Source organism: Candidatus Similichlamydia epinepheli, from assembly GCF_003056015.1.
The window spans coordinates 1-25,372 of the sequence record NZ_PPEU01000003.1; the positions used below are offsets into that span (position 1 = coordinate 1).

Annotated in this window: 32 protein-coding genes and 1 tRNA gene; all 33 read left to right on the forward strand. The window is 37.5% G+C overall.

The window, feature by feature from the left end:
* The coding region (locus tag GCCT14_RS00305) for a carboxypeptidase-like regulatory domain-containing protein (RefSeq protein ID WP_157952400.1) at window positions 1-1,699 on the forward strand (1,699 nt) is incomplete at its 5' end.
* An 85-nt stretch (window positions 1,700-1,784) separates the two neighbouring features.
* The gene (locus GCCT14_RS00310; RefSeq protein ID WP_108623712.1) at window positions 1,785-2,855 is read left to right on the forward strand and encodes a hypothetical protein; all 1,071 of its coding nucleotides are present in this window, start codon (window positions 1,785-1,787) and stop codon (window positions 2,853-2,855) included.
* Between the two features lie 64 nt (window positions 2,856-2,919).
* Window positions 2,920-3,345, forward strand: coding sequence for a transcription antitermination factor NusB (locus GCCT14_RS00315; protein WP_108623713.1), 426 nt, complete (start codon window positions 2,920-2,922; stop codon window positions 3,343-3,345).
* Window positions 3,346-3,388: 43 nt separating this feature from the next.
* Entirely contained in the window at window positions 3,389-4,237 is an 849-nt protein-coding gene (locus tag GCCT14_RS00320) for a PHP domain-containing protein (RefSeq protein WP_157952401.1), read from the forward strand.
* Window positions 4,238-4,271: 34 nt separating this feature from the next.
* A tRNA-Val gene (locus GCCT14_RS00325) sits at window positions 4,272-4,345 on the forward strand.
* A 25-nt stretch (window positions 4,346-4,370) separates the two neighbouring features.
* Window positions 4,371-5,969 (forward strand): hypothetical protein, encoded by a 1,599-nt coding sequence (locus GCCT14_RS00330; protein WP_108623715.1) that lies wholly within the window; start codon window positions 4,371-4,373, stop codon window positions 5,967-5,969.
* A complete protein-coding gene (gene infC, locus GCCT14_RS00335) occupies window positions 5,966-6,559 on the forward strand; it encodes a translation initiation factor IF-3 (RefSeq protein ID WP_239978351.1) in 594 nt (197 codons plus the stop codon). Before GCCT14_RS00330 ends, infC begins: the two co-directional genes overlap by 4 nt.
* 22 nt (window positions 6,560-6,581) lie before the next feature.
* The gene (gene rpmI, locus GCCT14_RS00340; RefSeq protein ID WP_108623717.1) at window positions 6,582-6,779 is read left to right on the forward strand and encodes a 50S ribosomal protein L35; all 198 of its coding nucleotides are present in this window, start codon (window positions 6,582-6,584) and stop codon (window positions 6,777-6,779) included.
* Window positions 6,780-6,806: 27 nt separating this feature from the next.
* A complete protein-coding gene (gene rplT / locus GCCT14_RS00345) occupies window positions 6,807-7,166 on the forward strand; it encodes a 50S ribosomal protein L20 (protein WP_108623718.1) in 360 nt (119 codons plus the stop codon).
* A 10-nt stretch (window positions 7,167-7,176) separates the two neighbouring features.
* On the forward strand, window positions 7,177-8,247 hold the full coding sequence (gene pheS, locus GCCT14_RS00350; RefSeq protein ID WP_108623719.1) for a phenylalanine--tRNA ligase subunit alpha: 1,071 nt from the start codon (window positions 7,177-7,179) through the stop codon (window positions 8,245-8,247).
* An 86-nt stretch (window positions 8,248-8,333) separates the two neighbouring features.
* Window positions 8,334-8,987, forward strand: a complete 654-nt coding sequence (locus GCCT14_RS00355) for a hypothetical protein (protein WP_108623720.1) — start codon at window positions 8,334-8,336, stop codon at window positions 8,985-8,987.
* A gap of 96 nt (window positions 8,988-9,083) precedes the next feature.
* Window positions 9,084-9,704 (forward strand): hypothetical protein, encoded by a 621-nt coding sequence (locus GCCT14_RS00360; RefSeq protein WP_157952402.1) that lies wholly within the window; start codon window positions 9,084-9,086, stop codon window positions 9,702-9,704.
* 12 nt (window positions 9,705-9,716) lie between these two features.
* Entirely contained in the window at window positions 9,717-10,376 is a 660-nt protein-coding gene (locus GCCT14_RS00365) for a hypothetical protein (protein ID WP_108623722.1), read from the forward strand.
* A gap of 49 nt (window positions 10,377-10,425) precedes the next feature.
* Entirely contained in the window at window positions 10,426-10,911 is a 486-nt protein-coding gene (locus GCCT14_RS00370) for a hypothetical protein (protein ID WP_108623723.1), read from the forward strand.
* A gap of 122 nt (window positions 10,912-11,033) precedes the next feature.
* Window positions 11,034-11,594 (forward strand): hypothetical protein, encoded by a 561-nt coding sequence (locus GCCT14_RS00375; RefSeq protein ID WP_108623724.1) that lies wholly within the window; start codon window positions 11,034-11,036, stop codon window positions 11,592-11,594.
* 237 nt (window positions 11,595-11,831) lie between these two features.
* Entirely contained in the window at window positions 11,832-12,446 is a 615-nt protein-coding gene (locus GCCT14_RS00380) for a hypothetical protein (protein WP_108623725.1), read from the forward strand.
* 247 nt (window positions 12,447-12,693) lie between these two features.
* Window positions 12,694-13,329: a hypothetical protein gene (locus GCCT14_RS00385; RefSeq protein WP_108623726.1), complete on the forward strand. Its 636-nt coding sequence runs from the start codon at window positions 12,694-12,696 to the stop codon at window positions 13,327-13,329.
* Between the two features lie 70 nt (window positions 13,330-13,399).
* On the forward strand, window positions 13,400-13,966 hold the full coding sequence (locus GCCT14_RS00390; protein ID WP_108623727.1) for a hypothetical protein: 567 nt from the start codon (window positions 13,400-13,402) through the stop codon (window positions 13,964-13,966).
* A 145-nt stretch (window positions 13,967-14,111) separates the two neighbouring features.
* A complete protein-coding gene (locus GCCT14_RS00395) occupies window positions 14,112-14,678 on the forward strand; it encodes a hypothetical protein (RefSeq protein ID WP_108623728.1) in 567 nt (188 codons plus the stop codon).
* A gap of 99 nt (window positions 14,679-14,777) precedes the next feature.
* Entirely contained in the window at window positions 14,778-15,347 is a 570-nt protein-coding gene (locus tag GCCT14_RS00400) for a hypothetical protein (protein ID WP_108623729.1), read from the forward strand.
* Between the two features lie 375 nt (window positions 15,348-15,722).
* Window positions 15,723-16,292, forward strand: coding sequence for a hypothetical protein (locus GCCT14_RS00405; protein ID WP_108623730.1), 570 nt, complete (start codon window positions 15,723-15,725; stop codon window positions 16,290-16,292).
* Window positions 16,285-16,851: a hypothetical protein gene (locus GCCT14_RS00410; RefSeq protein ID WP_157952403.1), complete on the forward strand. Its 567-nt coding sequence runs from the start codon at window positions 16,285-16,287 to the stop codon at window positions 16,849-16,851. Before GCCT14_RS00405 ends, GCCT14_RS00410 begins: the two co-directional genes overlap by 8 nt.
* A gap of 66 nt (window positions 16,852-16,917) precedes the next feature.
* A complete protein-coding gene (locus GCCT14_RS00415; protein WP_108623732.1) occupies window positions 16,918-17,496 on the forward strand; it encodes a hypothetical protein in 579 nt (192 codons plus the stop codon).
* 611 nt (window positions 17,497-18,107) lie between these two features.
* Window positions 18,108-18,404, forward strand: a complete 297-nt coding sequence (locus GCCT14_RS05340) for a hypothetical protein (RefSeq protein WP_157952404.1) — start codon at window positions 18,108-18,110, stop codon at window positions 18,402-18,404.
* Window positions 18,405-18,636: 232 nt separating this feature from the next.
* Window positions 18,637-19,191, forward strand: a complete 555-nt coding sequence (locus GCCT14_RS00425; protein ID WP_157952405.1) for a hypothetical protein — start codon at window positions 18,637-18,639, stop codon at window positions 19,189-19,191.
* Window positions 19,192-19,427: 236 nt separating this feature from the next.
* A complete protein-coding gene (locus tag GCCT14_RS00430) occupies window positions 19,428-20,006 on the forward strand; it encodes a hypothetical protein (protein WP_157952406.1) in 579 nt (192 codons plus the stop codon).
* A 281-nt stretch (window positions 20,007-20,287) separates the two neighbouring features.
* Window positions 20,288-20,746: a hypothetical protein gene (locus GCCT14_RS00435; protein ID WP_108623736.1), complete on the forward strand. Its 459-nt coding sequence runs from the start codon at window positions 20,288-20,290 to the stop codon at window positions 20,744-20,746.
* A 279-nt stretch (window positions 20,747-21,025) separates the two neighbouring features.
* Window positions 21,026-21,406, forward strand: a complete 381-nt coding sequence (locus GCCT14_RS00440) for a hypothetical protein (RefSeq protein ID WP_157952407.1) — start codon at window positions 21,026-21,028, stop codon at window positions 21,404-21,406.
* 153 nt (window positions 21,407-21,559) lie between these two features.
* On the forward strand, window positions 21,560-22,186 hold the full coding sequence (locus tag GCCT14_RS00445; RefSeq protein WP_108623738.1) for a hypothetical protein: 627 nt from the start codon (window positions 21,560-21,562) through the stop codon (window positions 22,184-22,186).
* Window positions 22,187-22,261: 75 nt separating this feature from the next.
* Window positions 22,262-22,882, forward strand: coding sequence for a hypothetical protein (locus tag GCCT14_RS00450; protein ID WP_108623739.1), 621 nt, complete (start codon window positions 22,262-22,264; stop codon window positions 22,880-22,882).
* Window positions 22,883-23,367: 485 nt separating this feature from the next.
* Complete coding sequence (locus GCCT14_RS00455; RefSeq protein WP_108623740.1) at window positions 23,368-23,976, forward strand: hypothetical protein; 609 nt, start codon at window positions 23,368-23,370, stop codon at window positions 23,974-23,976.
* A gap of 154 nt (window positions 23,977-24,130) precedes the next feature.
* Window positions 24,131-24,637: a hypothetical protein gene (locus GCCT14_RS00460; protein WP_108623741.1), complete on the forward strand. Its 507-nt coding sequence runs from the start codon at window positions 24,131-24,133 to the stop codon at window positions 24,635-24,637.
* 109 nt (window positions 24,638-24,746) lie between these two features.
* On the forward strand, window positions 24,747-25,361 hold the full coding sequence (locus tag GCCT14_RS00465; protein WP_157952408.1) for a hypothetical protein: 615 nt from the start codon (window positions 24,747-24,749) through the stop codon (window positions 25,359-25,361).
* Window positions 25,362-25,372: the final 11 nt, after the last annotated feature.

The window sequence follows — 25,372 nt, forward strand, 5'->3', positions numbered from 1 at the left end:
AACTGCAGATGTAACATCTAGTCAAGATAACACAGAACCAGCTCACATTTGGTCAGGGTTAAGATCGGCTTATGAGAAAGATCGCTGTACTATGACATTCTCTTTTTTGGAGAAAATTTATTTACAAAATTCTCTAGGATTCATTGATCCAGTTCCACCCATGGTCGGTCTTGGATTGCGAACCAGACATACTATGGGTCAAGTGGATGGGGAATGGGCTCAAATGGTTTCAAAAATCCCTGAAGAGGCTTTTTCATATAGATTATCTGGGAGCTTCCTTTCTCGAATAGGCTGGAGCGGATACGGATTGATTGCTTCAAATGGGGCCAATTTCCCATTCACTCAAACTAAGAATTTTCACTCAGAATTACAGGCAAATTGGAGCGATCAAACCACCTCCTTCACTTCCAGATGGTCCTGGAATGACAATATGGAACTTGGAGAAGGGGATTTATTGGGACGAGAATTTCGAAACACTGTTCAGACAGTAAATTTGCATTGGGAACATCGTCTTGATCGTGGAAGATTAAACTTTGGAACCACTCTTACGCACGAAGAGAAGTCGATTGACACAATAGATGGAGTAAGAAGAGGTAATTTGATACTTCTCCAACCTTTTGTTGTCAGGCGGCTTCCTATTGGAACGTTCGATGCCAGTTGTGCGACGCTTTTATACAATGAGGATAGACGTCTTCCTATGTCTAAAACTCCCTTAGCGGACCTCATAGCTAATGGCTATATAGAATCAACAGAAGGCAATACTCGCTTGGTAATAGGATGTAAAATTGGCCACGATGTCTCAAGACGCCCACCTAAGAAGCGAATTTATGTCTATGCTGGGTTTTCAGATACTGTCCATCAGTTTCCTTATGGTATAGGTGTCGGTGTCGGGAGCTCTTCATTTTATCGGCGCCGTTTGATCGATATAACATGTGAATGTAGATCACCAGATTCTTGGTACCCTAACTCCGTTAAATTAGACGGAAGTATAAGTGTGACGAATCTAGCCTCACGTTGGTCATTGCGACTGAGCTGGTCTCGTCCTATAGGCCTAGTATTTAAGCTTAGTAAATCAGCTTTTTTATCAGGACGCGTAAAGGAGTATCTCGAAGAGCTAAAAGTCGAAAAGGAACGTTTTATCGTCGCATTAGGCGCTTATCGAACTATTACAGACGAACAGGGCCATTACTCTTTTTTGGGAGTGCCAGCTGGCAATTACAGCTTCAAAATAGAAAGCACGACCCCTCATTGGATAGGAATGCCCTTTCCTTCGGAAAGAATTGAACTTGCTCCGAGAGAAAAACGATATGAAGATCTTTATGTCGCACGTCCATCTTCAATCAAAGGGAAAATTATTATTTTTGGACGCAAGGAGAGCGCAGTCATGTCAACGGTTAAAGGGGCTCCTCAAGAGGAGAGCTTCTTTTTACTGGGTGGGAAAGAAGGACTCACTGTACTAGCCACTCCACTAGGGGGAGGTTCTCCTGTGTTCGCAAAAACACGATCAAATGGTTCATTTGAAATCTTTCCTATTCCTCCAGGTAGATGGAAGGTAGTGCTCCTCCCCAGCGAATTGCCACCAGAGACAACATCCGAAGAAGCCTTGAAAGGCGTTATTCTTGAATGCATGCCAGGAGGAACGGAAGAGGTCGAATGGAAAATTTTTCCAAGGAAGAAAAAAGTAAAAATGATCAATTAGCTCAAGTAGCATGATTTAAAATAAAGATTATGTGTAATGTCCTAGTCGAAGTGAAATTGGCCTTTTGGTCTCTTCGGGAGAGGACATGATAAATTCTCGGTTCCTTGCTCTAGTCTCTTGTTTCTATCTTGTTGGAACGAACCTGTTTGCTGGTATTAATGTTTCAGAAGATCTGGTTCATGAGTACACCCTAGAAAAGGGGGCGAGAATTTCTGGGCAGGTTACCGTTACCAATATGGGTGTTGAGGAGTCGATGGTCAAGATAGAGATCTGTGACTATCTTACAGGGTTTAATGGGCAGGTTAAATTTGATCCTCCTAATTCCCACGAAAGATCATTGGCTCCATGGTTAGGTGTTGGAGTTACTTCTTTCCTTCTTGCTCCTGGCGAGCAGCGGATAATACCTTACGAAATTTCGTTTACCGAAGAGGAAAAAAAAGCAGGTTCCTACTGGTCGGCCCTCTTGATCTCCCCAGAACCACGTTACAAGCCCACAACTCAGGGTATGGGGTTGGCTACAATAGTTCGTTACGCAGTGATTATTTTGGGGAATTTACATGGTGATGCAGAACCAAGCATCAAAATTCCAGAGTATGGGATAGAAGAGAGTCTTGATAGCCGTTTTGGCTGGTTTCATATTGAAAACGATGGGGACACAGTTCTCCGTCCGAAAATCGTTTTGGAGTTGATTAGTCAAGACGGAGAAGTTGTATTCGTCACTCCACCTTCTCCTGATGGGTTTCTCTTTCCGTTTTCAAGTAGCCGTGTTCGTTTCAATATCACAGATGCTCCTGTAGGAGAATTTACTGGTCTACTAACTGTTGACGCGGGAGGGGATTACGTTTTCGGAGCACAATATCCTTTCAATATTCAATCCTTCAATCCTTACCTAGTGGAAGACATTCTTGTTGATGAAGAGCAACTTGAGGATGAACTTATTGAGATGGACACTATGGAGTTAACTGAACATGTGCGAGTTACTCCGTTGGAGGAGAATCATGATCAAGATCTCGCCAAATTACAGGGAGAGTTGATCCAAAGACTAGATTTGATGAGTCGTTTGATTTCTCCATCTCCTTATCAGCTTTGGCCAAACTCAATAATTTCTTGGGAAAATAAATTAAACGATTGGGCAAATCTTTCTGCATTAGCTTAGCAGCTGGATATTAGGAACGTCTGTATACTACTGCTTTTCTATTTCTGAGTTTCGATCTGCGTTTATGTCTATTTCATTATCTCAAAAACGTGAAGCATTATTTCTTATAGTCCACGCTGCTGCTTGGGGACCTCAAGATGAGGATGGATTGGTTCATCTTATAGCTGATCAACTCAAAATACCTGTGCGCTCTGTGCGTGAATGCTTGCCTTTTGCTCGTCAATTGGGGAAAGCAATACCAGAGTTAGATAAGAAAATTCGAGAAGCGTCGAATATGAGTTGGGAAGGGATCGGTTATACAGAGAAAACACTATTGAGAGTGATCCTTTTTGAAAAGTTGCATGGACCACCTTTAGAAAGCCCAATCCTTTTAGCTGAATCAGTTCGATTGTCGAAAAAATTTTCAGGTGAACATAGCTCTTCATTTCTGTACGGATTACTTGCTCGACTATTTGATGAGGGAGTGGAGGTGTCAGAAGAAATTCTTTAGTCTCTTCCCCTAAGTGATGCGAAACCATGAAGGGAGCGTTCAAGTGGTTGCTAAAGCAGATCTGCACATTCACTCTTCTTATTCCGACGGAGCTCTTTCACCAACTGATTTGATAGCCATTGCTGTAAGAGTTGGTTTGAATGCGATTTCCATTACCGATCATGACACAGTAGATGCTTATTTCGACTCCGATTTTCAAAAAAAGAAAGGAGAGATTGAGATTGTTTCTGGAATCGAACTATCTTGTAGTTACCACGGAAATGATGTTCATCTACTTGGTTACGGATTCGATGTTGATCATATGTTGCTGAAAGCTTGGTGCCGATATCATGCAAATATACGTTTGAAGCGTGGGTATTTTTATTTTGATCAATGGGAAAAAAAATTTCGGTTTCCGGTTGCTTATCGGAACGAATTTTTTGAGAATCACTTTTCACCTCTTCTCACTCGTTGTCATTTGGCCAAGTTCTTACTGAAAAAGAAGCTTGCTTTCTCAATTAGAGAAGCTTTTTCACGATTTCTTCACGCTAAAATGTTTCCTCTTCCTGTTGAACTTTCTTTCCCTGATGTGCAAGAAGGCATCGAATTGATCCATCTATGTGGAGGATTTGCCGTACTTGCTCATCCTTCGGTTGTATCGGCATCTGTATCTAATTCACCATCATTCCTCAATCTCCCTTTTGACGGAGTTGAGTTGATGCACCGAAATAATCATATCAAAGGAAAATGGGAAATTTGGGCCAGAACTCGTAATCTTTATTGCACTGGAGGTTCTGATTTTCATGACCCAAAACGCGGTGACGTGGTCGGTTCCAGTTGGACTGATGAAGCAACGTTAAAGATCCTTTCAATTGGAAGAAGACAAGATAGAATTCCTTTGCGGTTGCCTTAATTTTGTCTCTCTAAGCAGAATGTACTGCTTTCTTGGGGTATTAGCTCAGTTGGTTAGAGCGCCACGTTGACATCGTGGAGGTCAGCTGTTCAAGTCAGCTATATCCCATTTTACTGTTGAATTTGAAAATAAGATGTCTTCAGTCCCTGAACTTTTGAAAGATCCATCATTGTTACGTCTCGGTTTTGTTTTACTTGGATCTGTCGTTGCGAGACTTTTTTCTCAAGTTCAGCTTTTGGGAGGTCAATATTTTGGTAGGTCAATCTGTTACGAATTTGTGACTAAACTCTCGATCTCTGATGAGAATCTAGTCCAATTAGAAGAGGTTTTTCGGCAACTTTGCTCAACACCTCCTTCGTTCAGACAGATTCGACAACCGAAGTCTAATTTTCTTCTTTGGGCAAAAGAGACAGGACAGTCCCTTCTTTGTCGACTATTTAGAGGTAGGGATTTGGGCCCCATTTTAGAAATGGTTGAAACTGATGGACGTTACGAGTTTGTTGGTGGTCCTGTTGCAAGTGAACCGTCTTCTCTGCGTCATGTTAAACTTGAACTAGAACAAGGCTTCTCTTCGCATCTCCCTACGGTCTCTTGTTACCGTTTGAAGGCAGTTTTCCCTAAATGTGAGAAACAAAGAAAGCTTTACGTTAAGCAAGAAAAAAAATTGGCAAAGAGAGCAATAAAAAGCGATTTTTTCCTCTATCAAGAGGAGCATAAGAGTGCTTTCCCTTTGGAGGCTGGAGCACTTTTTCTTCAATCACTGTTTGAGTGGTTTGATGCTGTTTTTAAGGAAGAAGGGTTTCTCTATTCTTGTATGGAACCCTCCCCTAATCTTTCTTCAGATCTACGGAGTAGCACTTTAGATAGGTCATTTTTCTCTTCACATCTCTCTCTTTGGGAGACTCAAGGTAGAAGAACTAAATGGTCAACTTTCACGTCGCGATTTGTAAATTTAGAGGCCTTTTCTTCTTCTTCAGCTTGGTGGCTTTTTTCTCTCACTTCGGCACATACTGTTTTTGCTTCTAGTTTTTGTACAAAACAAGATCTAGTGCTAGAATTGCAGAGGGCGTTTCGGATCGTTCTTCGTCTAGTGTCAAGTTTTGGCCTTAACGTGTCGTTTTGTTTCGTTTCGTCTCCCGACTTGTCTCGCGGTGAGTTGCAGGGTCTTTGGAGTCGGATTGGGTTCCTTCCAGAAACTGTCGAGTGTTTGGGAGTTGATTCGGTATCGGAGTATTCTTGGGTTGGATTCGACTGTGTTGGTCGCACTTGGCCTTTGGGGCGTGTGCGAATTTCTCCGCTATTCGATTCGGTTCGTCATGAGACTGTGGAACAGATTTGGTGGGTTTGCTTGGAACCTCTTTATAGTTTAGAGGGGTTGTATGCCCTTTTTTCATTTGGTGGAGCCGATTCCATTTTTTCTCTTCCGCGCGATGTTAGACTCTTCACTTCGGAGGAGCGACTTGTACCTCTTCTTGCCTTTTATGCTAGCAAGTTGGAAAAGGCTTCCTTATCCGTCGAGCTGGAGAGTGAGGTTGTTAACCGAGATTTATTGGTTCGAAAGTTTCTGGGGTGTCAGTTGGTCTGCTTGCATGATATGTTTGGTCGTTCTTGCTCTGTTTGGGATGGGAGAGAAGAGAACGTCTCTTGTTGGAGGGAAGAGTCTTTGAACGACTTTACTTTGAGGAATTACGTCTCTTTGTTAGTCGAAACCATGAGGAGAAAAACAATTTGAATACGGTTTCCTTGCGGTCTAATTCGGAAATACGGGCTCGACTTGTTCGAGTGATCGGTCCTGAGGGGCAGAATTTTGGTTTGATGTCTTCGCGTGATGCTATGCAGAAGGCTTTGGAGCTTGGGCTTGATCTTGTTGAAGTGGAGCCTCAGAAAGAGCCTCCAGTGTGTAAGATCATGGATTTGGGGAAGTTCCGTTACAATAAAAGTCGTAAAGAGCGTGAGGGTCGCAAAAGTCAGCAGGGTGTAAAAGTAAAGGATATCAAGATTCGTCCGAACATTACTACTCATGACCTGGAAATCAAAGTTCGTCGTGCGCGAGAGTTCATAGAGAAGGGGCATAAGGTAAGAATTACTTGTGTATTTCGTGCCCGAGAAATGACACATTCGGAGATTGGAATGGGAGTGATGCAATCGGCTTGTGATCAGTTGATGGACATTTCTTCTGTTGATGTGCCTCTTGCGATGATTGGGCGTTCACTTTCTATTTCTCTTAGTCCTGATTTGAAAAAGAAAAGAATTCGCTCGGACGATCAACTAGGTTCATCTCTAGTTTCTGATGAGAGCTTGGAGATGATTAAAGAGAGTTAGATGTAGGGTTTGGGAGATTGTTATGCCGAAAATGAAAACTCGAAAAGCGGTTTCTGGGAAGGTGAGAGTTACCGGAACTGGTAGACTTAAACATGCAAGGTGTGGCCGTAGAAAGTTTATGAGCAGTAAGTCCCCAAAGAGGAAGAGGCAGCTTCGTAGACCTGCTTTTTTACCAGCAGGGTTGGAGCGCGTTTTCAAGCAACTCATGTGTTGCCATTAGATCGTATAGGATTGGGGGAGTAGAGAGATGGTTCGCATAACGAATGCTGTTGCAAGCAAACGGAGAAAGAAACGTCTAAGAAAGGCTGCAAAAGGCTTCTGGGGTGATCGCAAGAATCATTTGCGTGTGACAAAAAGTGCAGTGATGAAGGCTGAAGCATACGCTACGGAGCATCGAAAGTTAAGAAAAAGAGATTTTCGCTCTTTGTGGATTGTTCGTATCGGAATTGCTTCGAGGGTCTGTGGAATCTCTTATTCTGCTTTTATTGCTGGGCTTCGCAAGATTGGATGCGATCTAAATCGAAAGGTTCTTTCTGAGATGGCTGTACACGACTGGGATGCCTTTTCTCAGCTAGCTCAGCAAGCCAAAGCTGCTATAGGTCTCTAAAAGTTTTTGTATGGAAGATTCTTTTTCTTTATTGATTGTCCTTGATGCTGTACGTGCGGAGCGCTCTGCTTTTGATGAGCAGATTTCTCTTGTCACATCATCGGAGGATGAGAAAGAAGCTCTTAGGATAATTCGTATACGTTTTTTGGGTAGAAAGAGCCCTCTTGCCACCCTTATTCGAGGGATTGGTCAATTAGAATCCTCTGATCGTTTACAAGCTGGAAAAGCTTTGAATGAACATAAATCTCTAGTCGAAGAGCAGATTGCGGCTGCAGAGGTTAGATTTGAGGACAAAAAACTGAAAGAGAGGGTTAGTGCAGAAAGAGTCGATGTAACCCTCCCTGGTCGTACGAAATGGGTTGGTTCGGTGCATCCTCTTCTAGAGACAGTTTTCCGGGCATTGGAGATCTTGTCTTCTATGGGATTTTCTGTTCGATTCGGAGAGGAAATTGGAACTGAAGAGACAATGTTCGATTTTCTCAACTTTCCAAAGAATCATCCAGCTCGTCTCGAGCAAGACACATATTATTTGCCTGGTGGTTCGATACTTCGTTCGCAGACATCTAGTGCTCAAGTCTCTCTGATGCGAAATCAACATCCACCTATTCGTTTCGTCGTTCCAGGAAAATGTTTTCGTAACGAAGAGATCTCTTCACGTTCACTAAATATTTTTCATCAGATTGAAGGTCTATATGTTGATCGAGATGTTAGGCTAGGAGATCTGCTTTCCACACTTGAAGTTTTTTATGCTTCGTTTTTGGGGCAATCGACCAAGTTGCGGTTTCGTTCTAGCTACTTCCCGTTCGTTGAACCTGGAATCGAGGTAGACATATCTTGTTTTTTATGTCGTGGGCAAGGTTGCTTCACATGTAAACGTTCCGGATGGCTAGAAGTAGCAGGTGCTGGAATGGTGCACCCAAATGTCTTGAGGAACGGTCGAGTCGACCCAGATCTCTATTCTGGGTTTGCATGGGGGTTTGGGCTTGAACGTCTTGTTTTATTGTTGTACGGAATTCCAGATATCCGTCTTCTTGTTGAAAATCATCCGTCGTTTTTACGTCAGTTTCCATGGCGTGGTTAGAGTAGTTCAGAATCGATAAAAGTTGGCAGAATTAGAAATATAAGTTTTACTTTCTTCCTCTTTCATCACGAATTTCTGGTCTACATATGTCTGAAAATAATTCCGTTTACTCTACTGATTTGCGTTCGCTGGCTCTTTCAAGTTCTTTACTTGCCGTTCGTTATTCATATTGCCTACCTAAGGCGGCTGTTTCTACAGTGTGTATAAGCATCGCCCTTCTCCTAAATCCTCTTGTTCAGATGTCTTGCCTCGTCTTACCTCTTCCAGAAAAATGGAAAGTTTGCCTCCTTTCAAAGTCTAAGGAAATTGTCGCTATATCCACCTTTCTACTCTTTTTAGAAAGCCTGTTGTTAATTTTATCTGGGGTCTGGTCAGCTACTTGGACATTAATCTACTCTATTTTCATTCTCTTATTTTTCAATGGACAGATCTCATTCCCACCTGAACAAGTGACCTGGGTTGTCTTAGGCGGACTAGCGAGCTCACTCCTTTCACGGGTCTTATCTTCCTTAACTCTCTTCTCATCCACAACCGTCAAATCAGAAGATAAATCCAAGCCACCAGAAAGTAATAGCTCTCTTATTGCGTCGTTTCTCGTGGGCAGCGCCGTCACTCATCTCGCATATTCACCAATGACACAACAGCTTGTTAAAGAGGCTACGGTTCTCTTACGAAAAGAAATTGACATGAGGCGAGAAGAAGAAGATGCACTTTTTGATAGTGATTCAGAGGGTGAATAACCATATAAATTAACCCAGTTTGAAAAAACATTTTTTTAATTTATACTAGTTGATTAAGATGGTTAAATTTGCTCTAGACAAGCGAAAAGGCATAGTATGAATCGAATAGGGGATTGTTCGTATGGAATCAGGAGCTCATCTCCCATTATGGCGACTGTATGGACAGTCGGGACAACTCTCCGTTCTCTGGCGCTTATTACACTTCCAGTTAGCGGGATTCGCGGAATGCTTTTTCGCGAGATCACAGCAATGTTATACATTTTCTCCGCGTTTATTTTTTCATATAAAAAGATTCTAAAACTTCCTGTTATGGAAGAACTAAACATGAGATTTGTTTGGGTCTTTATGTCCGATTATAGAGTGATTAATGTTGTTTGCTATTTGGTCTCTTCTTTGTGCGTCTTGATTTTCATCTCTCATGTAGCGGGTTGGTTTCATTTGATATGTCTATTTAAAAAAGGAGAAATGCTTTCAACTCATGGACTAGGTTTATTGTCGTATTTAATTTCGTCTCTTTTTGCGTTTAAATACAAAATTTATCCTTTAGGTTTTTTCATGTCTACTGAGAGCAATTCAAAAATTTTAACATCTCTAGAAAGTGTGATTGGGAAACAAGAGACGCCAAAATCTCTTTTGATCTCAGTAGTGATACAGTCTCTTTCTTTATTTGGATTTATTGCTTGTAGGAATGTTTTTCCATGTCTGGTCGATTTATAAAGGAGACATCATATGTCTAGCGGAATAGCTTCTTCACCTAGTTATTTTTCTTCAAGAAAGCCATCTGTGCTTATGTTGCCTATGTTTTTGCTTATGGCTAAGGACTTATTGTATTTGAGTCGTGTCACAAAATCTGTTGCTATAAGGTTGTTATCTAATACCTTAAATATTTCAGTGGTATGGGCAATAACAAGGATTTGCCTTCATTTTATTCCTAGTGGATACGATAAGAAACTGATTAATAATTGCCCATTTATTATGAGATTGGTAACTGGATTGCTCCAGAGTGTTTCTCTTTTGCTTTTTCTTTGCGCAATATTTGTATCTCCCCTTCATTCCATCGTTCTATTTATGGAACGAGCCGACTTTCTTACAACTGTTGGGAGCATATGTTTTGTTTTTGTGGGAATTCTATCCTCATATATGTCATTTGGAGTGCTGTTACAAGAGCTTGAGGAAGTGTTTTCATTTGAAGATGATCAAATGGAGCAAGAAACAAGTACAAATCTTAATGGAGAAATAAATCTTAATGATTTATGTCCTCCTATGAGAGCCATAGTAAAATTCTTTATGTGGGGAAACACATCCATTTGTGGTTTTGTTTGCTTTGTGATCTTTTCACTATTTGCTATGTTGTTCCATTCTGGGTTTGCAACACTATTGAAGCTTTAGGGAGCACTGTTTTCTTTTTTAGGTTGTCCTAATTCGCTGGCATGACATTATGTTCTCAACAGATTTTGATGAATGGATAGATGTAAGTTTCATTCCATCTTTGTCATTTGGAATAGCAACTTCTTCCCGTTTGCTTAACTCCTGTTCTTTAATTCAAGAAGTAGCGATGAGAAGAATTGCGTGTGTATTTGGAGCGATGTCATCTGTTTGTTTTGTAGGGTTTAGTCTAAGCCATTTTTTTCTGTTTGAACCGGATAGTGATTCATATTTTATAGATTTATCTAGATGTTTCGGATTGGTTTTTGTAGCATACCTGTTTTTATCTATTCTGCGATTTGTCTTCACATACTTACTGTTCTCAGTCACCAATGTCTATCTCTTCATTTATTGTATTTGTTCCTTGATTATAATTTTAGGTGATCTATTGAAGATCCCTCCTTTTTGTTGCCTATTTCAAGATGAAAATGCACTTAAGAAATCTTTTCATTTGATCTGCATACTTATGTCATTAACCTCTTTTGAAGTTTGGCTATAAACTAAGTTAAATTTATATTTTTTTTTATAAAAATTCATTAGTGTAAGAAAAGGGTTGTAATCGCCGGCAGTGCGTTTGCATAAATTAGTTTTTTATATTTGTATCATGAGGGCATATCATACTTGATCACATTTGTGAGAGGACAAATAAGTCGTAGCCCTTTTCATCATAATTTTGGTGAAATGACACATCATTTATTGAGATCAATCCAAATTTTTTCTTGTGGACTGACAGTATTAGGGAATTGTGCTCTCATTCAGTCGGTCGCTTTTAAGGCGATCCTTGTATCTGTGGGGCTATTTTTAACTTTTGTCGGTGCGGATTGTATTTTAGCCTCGTTAGAATTATCAAAACTTTTAACTTACCCAAAATTTTTAAAGAAGCCTAGGATCGCGGCTCTGATAGATAGCATGCTTGAGAATGCTTATGGAATCTCAGTTTTTGTTAAGTGTTGGGTTTTCATTTCTGCCATTGAGTCTATATTGTTTGCTTCATCATCTTTTTCTATTTTTAGTATGACACTACTATTGGTGTGGTCGTCCGCCTATCTCGTTTTAGATTTCGACTTTTTGGAACACTCAGCCTTCTGGAAGCCTTTATTAGAAAGCCTTCTGTTCTGTTTGAATTTTATAGTTGTAGTCTGGTTTAAATGTTTTTTTTCTGTGCCTCTTTTCCCAGAATAGTCGTAATCTCATATCGGTGATATGGAATGCCTGGAAGATTTTGTCTTAACTTATTCGTTTATTGTCCCGTAAATAAATTTTGAATTTTCCCAGTAGGTACTTTGCTCTATTCTTGTCTTTTAACCATGATACGGCATTGTTTAGTGGACTGGTTTAGTTCACTCTTTTCTACTTTCTTTGCATTCCAATACTATCGGGCAATCTTTAATAGCCTTTTTGAGATGGAGTTGAGTTGTAATGAACAGATTAAAAGAGTTTGTTAATCACAGTATTTCTGGTCATCCTTTTGATAGGTGGCTAGATTCATGCAAGCCTAGCTTTTTAGTGGGCAGTCAGGCATTGGGTTCTGGATTAATTTTTTTAGGAAATTGCTTTCGCGTGCAATTGGTCGCCTTGAAGGCTTTTTTTGCGTTTGGGAGTGTTTGCTTAATTGTTACAGGATTAGACAGGATTTTCACATGTCTTAATGAATTAAATGTTTTGAAATATCCAACTTCCATAAGTTCATGTCTACAGAGGCTTACTGAAGCCGTTTTTTCTCGAATTAATTTTATATCAATGGATGTTAAGGCCCATCTCCTTGTATTCACTTTGATGACTATTATGTCTTACACTATCGCATTCACCTTGGCGTCCGTCTTATTCTCATTCTCAAGCCTTTCCGCTTTCAGTATAGTTTTACTATTGCTTTGGGCATCTTCCTATCTCTTCTTCGACTTCAATTGCATCTATGAGTTTTTTAAAATTTCTGATAGCCAGAGGTGGTTTATAGAGAACTTATTGTTGTGTTTGAATATTTTAATGGCAATTTGGTTTGTTGGGTTCTTGACTGTTCCTCTTGTGCCGAATTAGGGACTATGAAAATCAGAGACTATAGAGGTTTATAATTTTGCTTTGAGGGTTTTTTGTTTTGTTCATTCAATATTCAGATAACATGTCTAGACATGAGAGTTTTATCTGTTTTTGTTTGCCATTGGTAACTAGTTATAGTCTCTTTCTCTAAGTGAGCATGTCATGTCTTCTTTGTTGGTTAGATAGATCTTAATTATTAATTATTTAAGATGTTTAATTTGTGTTCTCAATACAAGTATGAGGATTTATGACTAGGTTGTGTAGTTTCATTAGCTATCATTTAAAAAATAGTCCTTTTCACAAAAAAATTGTTAGCGGCTTTCCTTATTTTTTGGCGGCTAATCAGGTTTTTTGTTTTGGAATGGTACTGTTAGGAAATTGCTTTCATGTACAATCAGTAGCTTTGAGGTCTATTCTGGCTTTTTCAGGAATTGCGCTAACTTTTTTAGGATTGGAGCGTTCTTTTTTTCTTTTGTCGAATAGAGATTTGTTTTTGTATCCGTTTCCAGAAAAGATAAATTCTTTTATGTCTGGTTTCCAATTCAAGGCTGCACATATTTTATCAATTTTTATAAAATGTTGGACGCTAGCTCTTTCTGTTTGGTCAATTTTTTCTGCAAGTCCTTCTCTTTCTGTTTTCAGTGTAACTCTGCTGTTGCTATGGTTATCCGTTTATCTTGTTTTCGATTTAAATGGTTATTTCCCAGGAATATTTGACTTGTCCAATGTTACAAATGATTTCTTAGAAGATTTGATAGTGTGTTTGAATGTTCTGACCTCAATATGGTTTTTGGGATTTTTGGCCATTTCTCTTGAATCAAGTTCAAACTTTTGTACATTTTTATTAGACCAGGTTAGAAAATGCAAATATTTAATAAACTAGATATGATTGTTTAATTGCCGTTGTCTTGTGCTGTAAAATTTGCGTTTTATTTAGAGAATAGTGTGTTGATATGGTTGGATTGCCCAAATTTGTTCGTTGTCAATTGAGTACAAGTCCTTTTCAAAAAGCATTTGATGAAGATGCGCCATGTTTTTTAGGAGCTAGCCAGGTATTGTTTTGTGGGTTAGCTTTATTGGGAAATTGCGTTGTTGTTCAATCGATAGCATCGAAAGTTTTTCTTGCACTTCTTGGTGGAGTTTTATCTCTTTCTGGAGCTGAGCGAATAATTTATGCTCTATCTGGCTTAGGTATTATCTCATACCCGTTTTGTCAAAAACTCCAATCTTTTATGGAGGGTGCATTTGTCTTCTTACACTTGCCGTCAATCTTTGTGAAATGCTGGATGTTTGCTTCTACTGTAGGACTTTTTTTTAAAGCCACCACTCTTTCCGTTTTCAGTTTGACACTATTGTTACTTTGGACAGCTATTTATCTCTTTTTTGATTTTGATTCTTATTTTCCGTATGCATGTGACCTTTCTAGCGATTGGACAGACTTCTTAAATGAATTGATTTTTTGCTTGAATGTTTTAATGACAGTATGGCTCCCAGTTTTCTGGAAAGTACCACTTTTCTGAATTCATTGATTAACACCTATCAAGGTCTACTTGTCATACGTAGTCAATGGAGATTTCACACAAACATTTTGATTTTTCTCTGTTTGGCATTCTTTATTAGCTGATCTAATATCGTTTATATTTAGTTGAGAGAAAGTCGTCTTAAATGGTTAAGTTGTCTGAATTTGTTCATTGCCGATTGAAGGATAGTCCTTTTCAAAAGAGATTTAACGAAAACACTTCGTATTTTTTGGTTTCCAGTCAGATATTGTTTTGTGGGATAGCTTTATTAGGAAATTGCGTTAGTGTTCACTCAACCTCGTTGAAAATTTTTCTTGCCATTTTTGGTGGAACTTTATTTCTTTCAGGTGTTGAGAGAGTGATTGATGTATTGTCGTGTGTAAATCTTATCTCATATCCGTTTGCCAAAAAACTACAATCTTTTATGGATAATACACTTGATTTGTTCCACATTCCTTCAGTTTTTGTTAAATGTTGGATGTTCGGTTCTACTATTGGATTGTTTTTTAAAACGACTACTCTGTCCGTTTTTAGTTTGACATTGCTATTGCTTTGGCTATCTATTTCCCTAATTTTTGATGTTGATGCTTATTTTCCAGATATATTTACATTTTCATGTATTTGGACAGACTTTCTAGAAGATCTGGTTTTATGTTTGAATGTTTTTATGGCAGTATGGTTCTTAGGTTTTTGGAAAATGCCAATTGTCTGAATTTGTTAACTAGAGTTCTTCTGGGTTACTTGTTATTCGTGATTTAGCCGCCATTAAAAGCTCGAGTGTAGGATTTTGGACTAAAAAAAGGGGTCTGAGATGGTCGGGCTGTCGAAATTTGTTCGTTGCCAATTTGAAGGAAGCCCTTTTCAGAAGACACTTGGTGTAAATGCACCGTATTTTTTGATGTCCAGTCAGATATTATTTTGTGGGATAGCTTTACTGGGGAATTGCAGTCGTGCTCAATCAATCGCGTTGAAAGTTTTTCTTGCACTTTTTGGTGGAACCTTATCTTTTTTGGGCGTTGAAAGAGTGATTGATGCATTGTCATGCGCAAATCTTATCTCATACCCGTTTTGCGAAGCACTCCAATCTTTTATAGATTATATATTGTTTGTGATCTACTCGCCTGTAGTTTTTATGAAATGTTGGATGTTCGTTTCTTATAATATTGGGTTGTTTTGTAAAACCACAACTCTTTCTGTTTTTAGTTTGACATTGCTATTTTCTTGGTTATTTTCTTGTTTAATTTTTGATCTTAAAATTCATTTTCCAGATGCATTTGATGCTACGGGCATTTGGATGAACGTCTTAGACAATTTGATTTTATGCCTGAATGTTTTAGTGGCAGTATGGTTCTTAGGTTTTTGGAAAATGCCAATTGTCTGAATTTGTTAGCGAACAATTATCAAGCCATCTTTTTTCTAGAAGTCCCTAGCAACAAGGAGGTATTATATATTTATTAGAATAGTTCCTACATATGCAATCAGTCGTTTGTAGATCTTTGACTTTGATGTGTACAAACACTTTAACCTTTATTTCTATGAAATGCTTTATTTAGAAAAGCTAATTATATCCTTGAATACATTGATAGTAGTACTGGGGGTTAGTCAAATTTATCGATTTTTCTGTGGTGATTTTAAATTTTTTTGATAAAATTCGGCTGTTTGCTTTAAAGTGATTACTTTATCATTTGAGGTGTCGTTCAATTGCCACTATGGCTTGGCTGTAAATTTATGTTTGGCCTAAAGAAAGTGGGTTAAGATGGTTGATTTATCAGAATTTGTTCGTTGCCATTTTGATGGCAGTCCTTTTCAAAAGAAATTTCATGCAAATACGTCGCATTTTTTGATTTCTAATCAGATATTGTTCTGTGGTGTAGTTTTGTTAGAAAACTGCGTTAGTGTTCGATCGATTGCTTCGAAAGTTTTTCTTGCACTTTTCGGTGGAACTTTAGCTCTTTTTGGGATTGAAAGAGCGATTGATGGATTTTCTCGTGCACATGTTTTCTTATACCCGTTTCACAGAAAAATTCGATCCTACTTTAATAGTCGGTCTAGCCCAGTTCACTTGTTGTCAATTTTATTGAAAGTTCGGATGCTTTTTTATACTATTGGATTGTTCTTCAAACTCACAACTTTTATTTCTGTTTTTAGTTGGACACTACTGTCGTTTTGGTTATTTGCTTATCTTATTTTTGACATTAAAATTTACACTCCAGAATTGTCGTGCGTTCATGGCTTTTGGACAACATTCTTAGAAGATCTGATTTTGTGCTTGAATGTTTTGATGACGATATGGTTCCTATGGTTTCGGAGGATCCCGATTGTCTGAATTTATTAACCAACAATTATCAAGTCATCCTTTTTCCAGTGGCCATATAATGTACAGGCGCTATTTTTTGGCGGCTAGTCAGATCTTGTTTTGTGGATCGACTTTGCTAGGAAATTGTCTTCGTGTGAGCCTTGCTGCTTCGAAAACTATTCTTGCTTTTAGCGGTTTTTACATGGTTGTTGTAGGAATGGATCGCATTTTTATGTTTTTTGATTGTATGGATCTTTTGACATATCCAGATGCTATCAAATTTAATATCTCTGGATACACGTCGGAAGTATTCAAGAGGACACACATTATGTCATTGTTCATCAAGACTTGGATGCTTACTTTCAATTTAATTTCTATCTTATTTTCATCCTCAACTCTTTCTGTTTTCCATTTGACACTGCTCTTCATATGGATAATTCCTTATCTTTTTTTCGATTTCGATGTGTTCTATCCATCATTTTTCAAGTTGTCTGATACAGTTTCAAGCTGTTTAGACAGTTTTTTGTTTTGCTTAAATATATTGATGACATTTTGTTTTTTTGGATTCCTTAATGTGCCTCTTTTATAAGCTTAAGGTTGATCAAAGTGTCATGACACGTTCATGCTTTTTCTATGTTCTCAGAGATGAAAATCAATGACAAGACTATCTGAATTTGTTGCACGCAATTTAGAAAAGAGTCCTTTTAGGAGACTCCTAAGTGAGGATATGGGCGATGCTTTCGTAGCTGATGGCCAGATGCTACTTTGTGGGATAATTTTATTAAGGAATTGCATTAGGATTCAGTCGACAGCTTTAAGGGCAATTCTTGCCTTTGGAGGAATTGGGTTAATTTTTTGTGGATCAGAGCGCAAGCTTGATCTCTTAGAATATAAAAATATGGTTTCATACCCGTTTTCAGATGAGATAAATTCTGTCATGAACAATATATATGTGTTTTTATTATTTCACATTCTTTCAATTATTGTGACATGTTGGACGCTCGTCTCCACCATTTGGTTAATTTTGTTGTCGACATCTTCTATTTCTATTTTCAGTATAACCTTTCTATTGCTGTGGTTATCTTCTTATTTATTGTTTGATCTTAAGGCTCATGAAGTGTTTTTCCTTTCCGAAGTTTGGGATTCATTCCTTAACGAATTTATGTTGTGTTTGAATGTTTTGATGACATTTTATTTTTTTGGATTCTTTAATGTGCCTTTTTATTTAGGTTGAACATCATAGCACATTGTTTTCTGAGAAAGATTTTATTAATTTTAATGCAAAGACAAGAATTACAGATCAGATTGTCTGACTTTATAAGATGAAGAAAATAGGATGCTTTTAGACTAAATTCAAACATTGATCGAACTTTTCTGGTTTTTTATAAACAACATTTGAAACATCCATATTCTCTATGATGAAAAGCTATGTATGCATTGCAGATTATAATCTTATTTGTTTCTCTGTATTATGAGTCTTTATCTGAAATCACTGATTGAGAGTCTTGGAGTTTTCTTAGAGAAGATGCTGTATAGCCTTGTCAATTCTAAGAATAAGGATTAATGTTCAATTTGTATGAATTTGTGAACAATCAATTGAAAAATAGTTGTTTTCGAAAAGAATCTGTAGAATTCGGATCAACTTACTTTTTGACATCTAGTCAGATTTTTATTTGTGGGATAGTGTTATTGGGGAATTGTTTTCGTATATGTTCGGTAGCTTCGAAAGTTTTTTTTGTTTCTCTCGGAGTGCCCCTAACTTTTTCAGGAGTGGATCGTTTATTTGAATCATTGTGTTATCTAGAGTTTTGTTCGTATCCGTTTTCAAAAAGAATAAATTCTTTTATGTCTAACATGTGTTTTTTTTTACATCTTGCATCAATTTTTGTGAAATTGTGGATGTTAGGGATCACTGTTAAAACCATTGTTTTAGGCACATTTTGTCTTTCAGTTTTTAGTTTAACTTTACTTTTGTCTTGGCTGTTTGCTTATCTTTTATTTGATTTTAATGCTTACAATCCTGAAATATTTGATTTCCCTGAGGCCTTAACTGATTTCTTAGATCACCTATTGTTGTGTTTGAATGTTTTGATGTCGGTCTGGTTTTTTGGATTTTTAGCCGTGCCTATTATGTCACAATAGTAGCGTTTGAACAATTTGTTCCAAATTACTAGTGATGATTTTAGTTGGTTTGGTTTTGCTTTTTAATAAAGTATTCGAGATTAATATTGTCAGGTGCAAAGTGGCTTTTGTATAGATGTAGTTTGATGATTTTGTTTTGTATAATAATTTAGTGGCGACTTAGCTGGGTTGCATTGATCATGTGGAAGGCATTCGCATTTATATTTTATTTAAGTCTTGAGAAGGCGACAAAATGGCGGTTAAAAATATCATCTCTGGACTAGTGGAAACAAGAACTCTTAAGGCAACACACCAATTTTTTGCTGGAGTTGTTTGTTTGGGAAACGCAATGAGGGTTCGAAGCGTTGCGATCAAGCTATTGATCTATCCTGTTGCAGGATTTCTTCTTTTAGCAGGATTTGAAAGGTTTTTTGCATCAATTTCAGAATTAGAGTGGGCCACGTATCCTTTCAGAATACTGGAGTTTATTGATCAGCACTCCCATTTGTATCATCGCTGGAAAAAGATTGCGAGGGACTTTGCCGTATTCGTTAGCGCATGGATGGCTTTGACTTCGATTGGCGCCATTTTTTCTAATTTTTTTGGGAAATTTCGTTTAAGCTCTATACTCATTATGATCTGGAATGCCCTTTACTTCTTATTTGATTTTTATCGCTGTAGGTTTAGTCCAGAGCCTAGAGAAGGAAGATGGAAATTAAAACATGCAATACTTATCTTGACTGTCTTGATTGTCTTCTGTTGTAAAGGTTTTTGGGGAGTTAATTTGTTTCCGTTACAACAAATGTAGAATCTATGAAAGGCTCTACATCTTTTTATTGAGATTATTGAGACTGCATTAAAATATCTCTCATATTTTTGACATTGGTTTGTTTGCTAAAAAAGAGATAGAAAGTCTAATATGCTCTAGTGTGCATTCGGTTTTTTATCTGTCCTTACGAGAATCAATTCCTTGAATTTCAAAAAATGTATCAGCTTTGTTGGTTTGTTTTTTATGAAAGCTTAGTATGCTTTTGCAGGTTTGAAATGCAATTTATTATTAAATTTACAACAGAGAATATAGAAAGTAGTATTTTTAGAAAAAAATTTGGAAAAACAGGAACGCAAAAGCTCTTACTAGCTATGCAGAATGTTAACTGTGGGCTAGTTTTGTTAGGAAACTGTTTTCGAATAAAAGTGGTGGCTCTAAAAGCCATTTTCGCCTCTTGCTCATTTGCATTACTTGTTGTTGGAGCAGAGGGTATTATCTATGCGAGGTCCGTGGCAAAACTTGCGAAATATCCTAATTTTCTCAAGCGTAAATGGTTAATTAGATCGATGAATAAGGCAGTTATATTGTCTAAAAAGCTTTCCATTAGTGTGAAGGTTTGTGCTATTATTTCAGCCTTGATGTCCGTGTTTTTTTCTGCATCCTCTCTTTCTGTATTCAGCATTCTACTGATATTATTATGGGCAAGTGCCTATCTCTTATTCGATGCAGAGTTATTGACGTCTTCAGATAAATATGCTGTTTTTTTAGAAAGCTGTTTGTTCTGTTTAAACATTCTGGCAGCAATTAGGTTCATTGGCTTTTTGGCTATGCCTCTTTTTCCAATCGTAAATTGATATCTATTTAGAAAGATAAAAGGTTCATTGATGTGCGTTTTGCATTAGTAAAGAATCCACACATTTTCATTCCTAATGTAAACATGTGATTATTCGAAATAACTAATGATATTGTATCGTCATCTTTTCAAATAAAATATTTATTGATTCGACAAGGCAAAATTTGCTATAATAATTTCTTTAGCCTTAAGCAAGGGTTACATAGCGTGAACAAATTATATGGACCGGTTAAAATCGAAAGACTTTTGAGGTCTACTCACATAATTGCATGCGGGTTGGTCATGGTTGGAAATTCTCTGCGAATTAAGTCAATTGCCGCAAAGGTTCTGTTATCTTGCCTGGGAGGTTGTTTGGTTGCACTAGGTAGTAATTTTGTTTTTTACGTGTTCGAATCTGTAAAAATTGTTTCTGCCCCGCGTTGTTTAGAATGGAAACCAATCAAAGAGGCTTTAAAAGCAATGATTTTTCCAGCATTATTAGTATCGATGCTTTTGAAAATTTTAGTTCTATTCACCACTTTTTCGTCTATTTCCTTGACAATGTCTTATTTGTCTATTTTAAAAATTATACTAATATCCCTATGGGCATTAGGCTTTATTTTTTCAGATTTTAATTTAATGGGGTCGACGCGCTTAAACGATTTCATGAGATACTCGCTGTTATTTTTATCACTGGCGACTGGAATTTGCTTTGATGGATTTTTGTCTGTTCCTATTTTTACAATCGGTGGCAACTCTTAATTTTTTATTATCATTTGTTTTTATAAAAACTTTTGTACAGAATTTTTCAGCATGTTAAATTTCCGTTCGAATAGTTCCCCATGAAACGAGGTTTTTGTGTCAACTAGTACTGAAGCTATAGCTCACTCTTCATCTCCTGCATCGCACTTTGTTTGGTTGCCTAAATCTGCAAAAACCTTCTGCAAAAACTACGTTAGGCTGTCTTGTCATGCAGCAAGTTTTCTCGCTCATGTTCTAAGCGCATGTTGTTACATCTCCCAGTTTGGAAAATGTTATACTGTGTTTTTGCGGGTGCTCGTAATAGCTGCCGCTTTATTCAGCTTGTTTGGTGCTGTTTCTAGGGCAAAAAACTTTTGGAATTGCCTCAATTCGTTTGATTGGAAAGATGTATCAAAGAAGACTTATTTAGATGTTGTTGCTGAATCTTTTACTTGCGTGATGGCAGTAGGAATTGTTGTTGCAGCATTGAGCCATTTTCTTTATTTGCCTCCGCTTCTATTTACAATTTTTATTATTTGGGCTCTAAGTTGTTTATCGTTATTGCTTGAAGGGAAAGTCAAATTTGGCGAAATTGGACTTCCTCCTAGTTGGCTATCTTCAACGTTTGTTTTATTTCTTGGGGCAATTGCCTTTCGAGATATTGCTTGTGTTCTTAATTGAGTATGCTTCGTAGAATGGGTAGATATAATCCATTTCAGTTTTTCCATATAATTATCAATTTTATTCGTAGTTCTTGTCTTATTTCATAATCTAGTTATGGATTGTATGTTGTTATCGTATAAAATTAGCTAATGCGCTTATTTAGAATGTGATATGACAACCCTAGAATCAATTATAAACAGTTATACTACATTGCCTTATGATGTGAGGCTTAAAATTCCGGCTGACACGTGTGTAAATCGGATTCTTTCACGTGTGGTATTCTTAACTTATGTATCTGCTCTAATTTTTTTTTCTAATGTTTGTCTTTGCGCATCTTATTTATCTAGAAGTTCTTATTTATGTTCTTCATTGCTGGCAATAGGATGCTCTGGATTACTCGCTACAATATTCGAATGTGCTTCTCTTATTTTGTTAAAAAATGTGATGGTTCTTCAGCTTGTGAACGCACATGTCATAAGTGTGTTGACAGAGGGAAATAGTGACGTTATTACATCTCTCACTATTGTGGAGCGTTTAATTTTATGCTGTCAGCTTGTGATAGGACTTGTAGTGTGGACGGCTTCTCTTGTGTGTCTTACCATATTAGGTTCCTTGATAAGACACGGAAAATGGTGTGATGTTACAAGCATTACGCTGGGTGTGATATTTCTATTATTTTTGAAATATTGCAGGCGTTATATTCACGAATATTTAGTTTGTGTACTGATATTCATATTATTTCCGGTCTCTGTATTATTTAATTGTTTTGTTTTCGTAAGAATGTTTAAAATTTCTTGAGTCGCGAAGGGGTTTAATCTCTTTTATCATTTGATAACAGACTCTTTTTGGTTGATTTTTGAGCGGAAAATTATCGTGAACATTCGTGAGAGACTTAATTGCTTTACAACTTTGCCGCCTGAGATGCCAATTGGCTTGGCCTCAGATGGTGGCTATTGTAGTCGTTTCGCGAAATGTTTATTTTTTTCTGCTAAAGTATGTAACGTTGTCTTTTTAAGTAGGCTCTGTTTCAAAGCTTCTTTCGCAACGAAATCAATTTTGTTTAGATTTGGTCTAAAGTTGGCAGGGTTTTCTGGAAGTGCCGCTGCCGTTTTTCAATTGGGTTATCTTTCTATTTTGCCAGATTTTTCTGCACTTGAAGAAGTCGAGAGGCATGTTAATAGTATAATTATCAATGCTACGGCTTTTGAGGATTTGTATAAATTATCCTATTTGGAAATGTCTATGGTTCTTTTCAATGCGTTTTTATTTGTTGTTCTATGGTCTGGAGGAATTGTTTCCTTGTATTGTCTTTTTTCTTCTGCATTGAATAGTAAGTGGATCGAGTTTGCTCGCATATTTTTGATAATGTTGTTTTTTAAGCTTGCAAGTTGCTTGCCTGCTGACGTTCAAGGATTGAGATCAGTTTGTGTATCTTTCGTTGCTTTAGTTGTCCCTCTATCTTTTCAATTCTTGATACGATCACCCTTGTTATAAGAAGGGCACGAGATATAAGATCGTATTTTTTGAAATAGACAGCTTTTTTTATGTTTGGTTCACTATAGCTTGCGAATATACGTCGTCACTTTTGTGTGAGAATTAGGCAATTTAAGTCATTTGATGAATAAAGTTCTTTTTTTGTGCTGAAAAAATAATAGTTATTAGATCTGCTGTTTGTTTTATTTCTCTAATTTTATACGTTTGCTTTTTCTTGTTTTGATGACATCGTCTCTGTTTTTAGAGTTAACAAAAGAGAGTTGATTTCTACTGATGTCGTGCTTGTTTCCTTGCAATTTTTGACCTGAAATGATTGCGGCAAAACGTTTTTGTTTTTCATAGGAACGCTCCAATTTGAGTGTTGTTATTTCGAATTTCCGTTTTGACTTGCTAAATTTTATTTAGTACAATTTTTGCATGGGATTTTATTTTCCTTGTTTTAGATCATGTATGACCTGTTTATGTAGCTTATTACTGGAAGAATAATGGATATTATTGAAAGACTTCATAGGTTCACAACATGGCCAAATCGTGTTTCCGTGGGCATTAGAAAACGTTTTGATGAGCCTGCGGACAAGATGGCGAAATGTGCCTATTTAATAGCTAAAACATTCAATTTTATCGGGTTAAGTAGAATCTGTACACGAGCATCATGTTCTTCTACGCAAAGCTGGGTGCGGTTTTGCCTGTCTGGAGCCGGGGTGCTTGGAGTTGTGGCCGCATCAATTGAATGCACGTCATTTCTCATTTTGCCCGATATTTTTATTCTCGAAGATGTAAAGCATCGTGTTTTTTGTAAAGCCGATCACATGAAATCTGTTTTTGAGTTGTGCGATTTGTCATGCTTAGAAAATGCTATGATATTTTCTAGACATTTTGCCGGCGCTGTAATCTTTTCTGGAATCTCAGTGTTGATATGCTTATCTTATCATTTAATATCTCAGGCTAATTGGTTAAGATTAACACGGTTTCTACTGGCTACCTTTCTTTTTGTTGTTGCTTTTTGCATGGAAGAGCTGTGGACTGGTTGGCTAGATTTTAAAGCATCTCTCTTTTCTCTGTTTCTTTCTATCGCAATACAGTTCTTCATTTAAATTGCATTCAATATAGCAATAAATTTTTGCAAACTGAATTGCCTGGCAGCTAAACAGCAGCTGACAATCAGTTGCTTTGTCCTTCGTAGATCTCCACATAGTTTTAGCTGTAAGAAAGAAATTCTATATTTTTTCTATTTAGAAGTTAAAATGCATGTCTAGCTATATCGATTTATTGGACTTGGTCATGTCTCGCATTGGTACTTTCTTGTTTCGGGATGCCTCTCCGACCTTCTGTTTTCTTCTTCCTTCCGTCATGGCTGCTAAGGTTTTGCCTAGTACAATTACGGTTTTTTCATGTTTTTTATCTGGGTTCGGAGCATCTTTAAACTGTCTAGAGGGGAGTCTAGTATGCCTTAAAAAGAAAGGACCTAAGGAAGTGTTTAAAAAAAGTCGTGACGTTTCACATTGTGTTTTGTGGTCGTGTGCATGCTTAATATCTTGCCTTGGGTTTGAGCTTGCTATGAGGGGATTTTGGCTGCTTGGCATTTGGACATTCTTAAGTAGTTGCGTATATTTAACTGAGTATTACTTTTGTTGTACTCTCTCAGTTGACATTCGTAAAGACGTCAGGTCCCTCTATTCAAAGGCTCGTTCGTTCTATTTGTTTTTATCAATTCTTTTGATAGCCATCATGTATGGGAAACTTGGATTTTCCTAACCATATTTGTCGTAATCGTTTAAACTATTCGTTAGGTTCGTTTGTAGTTTAGCTTTTTTCGAATGAGAGTGTTTAATCCAATAATTTTTTATATGTGGTGTGTTGAGTTATGTTAGGTAGTATAGCCTCGGCGTGCAGTTGGTTGTCTGGAAGTATACGTGTTAGAGGGTTCATTTCGAATAATGCTCGTTACTTTAGATGCTTTTCTTCTCTGTGCGATATGTCTGGTGGGGTAATATCTGCGGTTGCATTTAAAGCGCTTGGAGTTGGTGGGACTTCCCTTCTCTCTTGTATTAAGATTTCTGCGACCGTGGAGGCGATAGTTCGTTCTTCTAGAGCTTTCATTGATTGTGACGGGCCATTGGACGCTTTGCTTGCTGTCCCTGAGACAATTGCGTTTCTCGTCACGATTTCATTGTTATTCATGATTTCGCAAGTTATTCCAGGGTGGCTAGGGTTCATAATTGGACTTTATGCGTTAGTGCGTGTGATAGTTCGTTTGCTAGAGCATTTAGTCCCTGACTTAATGCGCTCTCCTTTCATAAATAATGTTAAGGATGCACACTTACAGTCTCGTGGCGACTTTGTTTCTATTGTGAGCAACGTTGTTTTGGGCTGCGCCGTTTGGTCTGTTCTTCGCCCAGTTTCGTTCGCTCATTACACAAAGCCGTTCCAAGCTCTTTTAGAGCTTCATTTCTTCCTGAAGGAGATCAAGCTTCTATAAATTTGAGGTGT

Excerpts from the sequence above, each read along its gene's own strand:
- GCCT14_RS00370 (WP_108623723.1), top strand. The coding sequence starts at position 10,426 with ATGTTCTCAACAGATTTTGATGAATGGATAGATGTAAGTTTCATTCCA.
- rplT (WP_108623718.1), top strand. The coding sequence starts at position 6,807 with ATGGTTCGCATAACGAATGCTGTTGCAAGCAAACGGAGAAAGAAACGT.
- GCCT14_RS00435 (WP_108623736.1), top strand. The coding sequence starts at position 20,288 with ATGGTTGGAAATTCTCTGCGAATTAAGTCAATTGCCGCAAAGGTTCTG.
- GCCT14_RS00385 (WP_108623726.1), top strand. The coding sequence starts at position 12,694 with ATGACTAGGTTGTGTAGTTTCATTAGCTATCATTTAAAAAATAGTCCT.
- GCCT14_RS00365 (WP_108623722.1), top strand. The coding sequence starts at position 9,717 with ATGTCTAGCGGAATAGCTTCTTCACCTAGTTATTTTTCTTCAAGAAAG.
- GCCT14_RS00460 (WP_108623741.1), top strand. The coding sequence starts at position 24,131 with ATGTCTAGCTATATCGATTTATTGGACTTGGTCATGTCTCGCATTGGT.
- GCCT14_RS00455 (WP_108623740.1), top strand. The coding sequence starts at position 23,368 with ATGGATATTATTGAAAGACTTCATAGGTTCACAACATGGCCAAATCGT.
- GCCT14_RS00360 (WP_157952402.1), top strand. The coding sequence starts at position 9,084 with ATGAATCGAATAGGGGATTGTTCGTATGGAATCAGGAGCTCATCTCCC.
- rpmI (WP_108623717.1), top strand. The coding sequence starts at position 6,582 with ATGCCGAAAATGAAAACTCGAAAAGCGGTTTCTGGGAAGGTGAGAGTT.
- GCCT14_RS00405 (WP_108623730.1), top strand. The coding sequence starts at position 15,723 with ATGGTTGATTTATCAGAATTTGTTCGTTGCCATTTTGATGGCAGTCCT.
- GCCT14_RS00465 (WP_157952408.1), top strand. The coding sequence starts at position 24,747 with ATGTTAGGTAGTATAGCCTCGGCGTGCAGTTGGTTGTCTGGAAGTATA.
- GCCT14_RS00380 (WP_108623725.1), top strand. The coding sequence starts at position 11,832 with ATGAACAGATTAAAAGAGTTTGTTAATCACAGTATTTCTGGTCATCCT.
- GCCT14_RS00390 (WP_108623727.1), top strand. The coding sequence starts at position 13,400 with ATGGTTGGATTGCCCAAATTTGTTCGTTGTCAATTGAGTACAAGTCCT.
- pheS (WP_108623719.1), top strand. The coding sequence starts at position 7,177 with ATGGAAGATTCTTTTTCTTTATTGATTGTCCTTGATGCTGTACGTGCG.
- GCCT14_RS00415 (WP_108623732.1), top strand. The coding sequence starts at position 16,918 with ATGACAAGACTATCTGAATTTGTTGCACGCAATTTAGAAAAGAGTCCT.
- GCCT14_RS00395 (WP_108623728.1), top strand. The coding sequence starts at position 14,112 with ATGGTTAAGTTGTCTGAATTTGTTCATTGCCGATTGAAGGATAGTCCT.
- GCCT14_RS00315 (WP_108623713.1), top strand. The coding sequence starts at position 2,920 with ATGTCTATTTCATTATCTCAAAAACGTGAAGCATTATTTCTTATAGTC.
- GCCT14_RS00430 (WP_157952406.1), top strand. The coding sequence starts at position 19,428 with ATGCAATTTATTATTAAATTTACAACAGAGAATATAGAAAGTAGTATT.
- GCCT14_RS00425 (WP_157952405.1), top strand. The coding sequence starts at position 18,637 with ATGGCGGTTAAAAATATCATCTCTGGACTAGTGGAAACAAGAACTCTT.
- GCCT14_RS00310 (WP_108623712.1), top strand. The coding sequence starts at position 1,785 with ATGATAAATTCTCGGTTCCTTGCTCTAGTCTCTTGTTTCTATCTTGTT.
- GCCT14_RS00355 (WP_108623720.1), top strand. The coding sequence starts at position 8,334 with ATGTCTGAAAATAATTCCGTTTACTCTACTGATTTGCGTTCGCTGGCT.
- GCCT14_RS00400 (WP_108623729.1), top strand. The coding sequence starts at position 14,778 with ATGGTCGGGCTGTCGAAATTTGTTCGTTGCCAATTTGAAGGAAGCCCT.
- GCCT14_RS00445 (WP_108623738.1), top strand. The coding sequence starts at position 21,560 with ATGACAACCCTAGAATCAATTATAAACAGTTATACTACATTGCCTTAT.
- GCCT14_RS05340 (WP_157952404.1), top strand. The coding sequence starts at position 18,108 with ATGTCTAACATGTGTTTTTTTTTACATCTTGCATCAATTTTTGTGAAA.
- GCCT14_RS00330 (WP_108623715.1), top strand. The coding sequence starts at position 4,371 with ATGTCTTCAGTCCCTGAACTTTTGAAAGATCCATCATTGTTACGTCTC.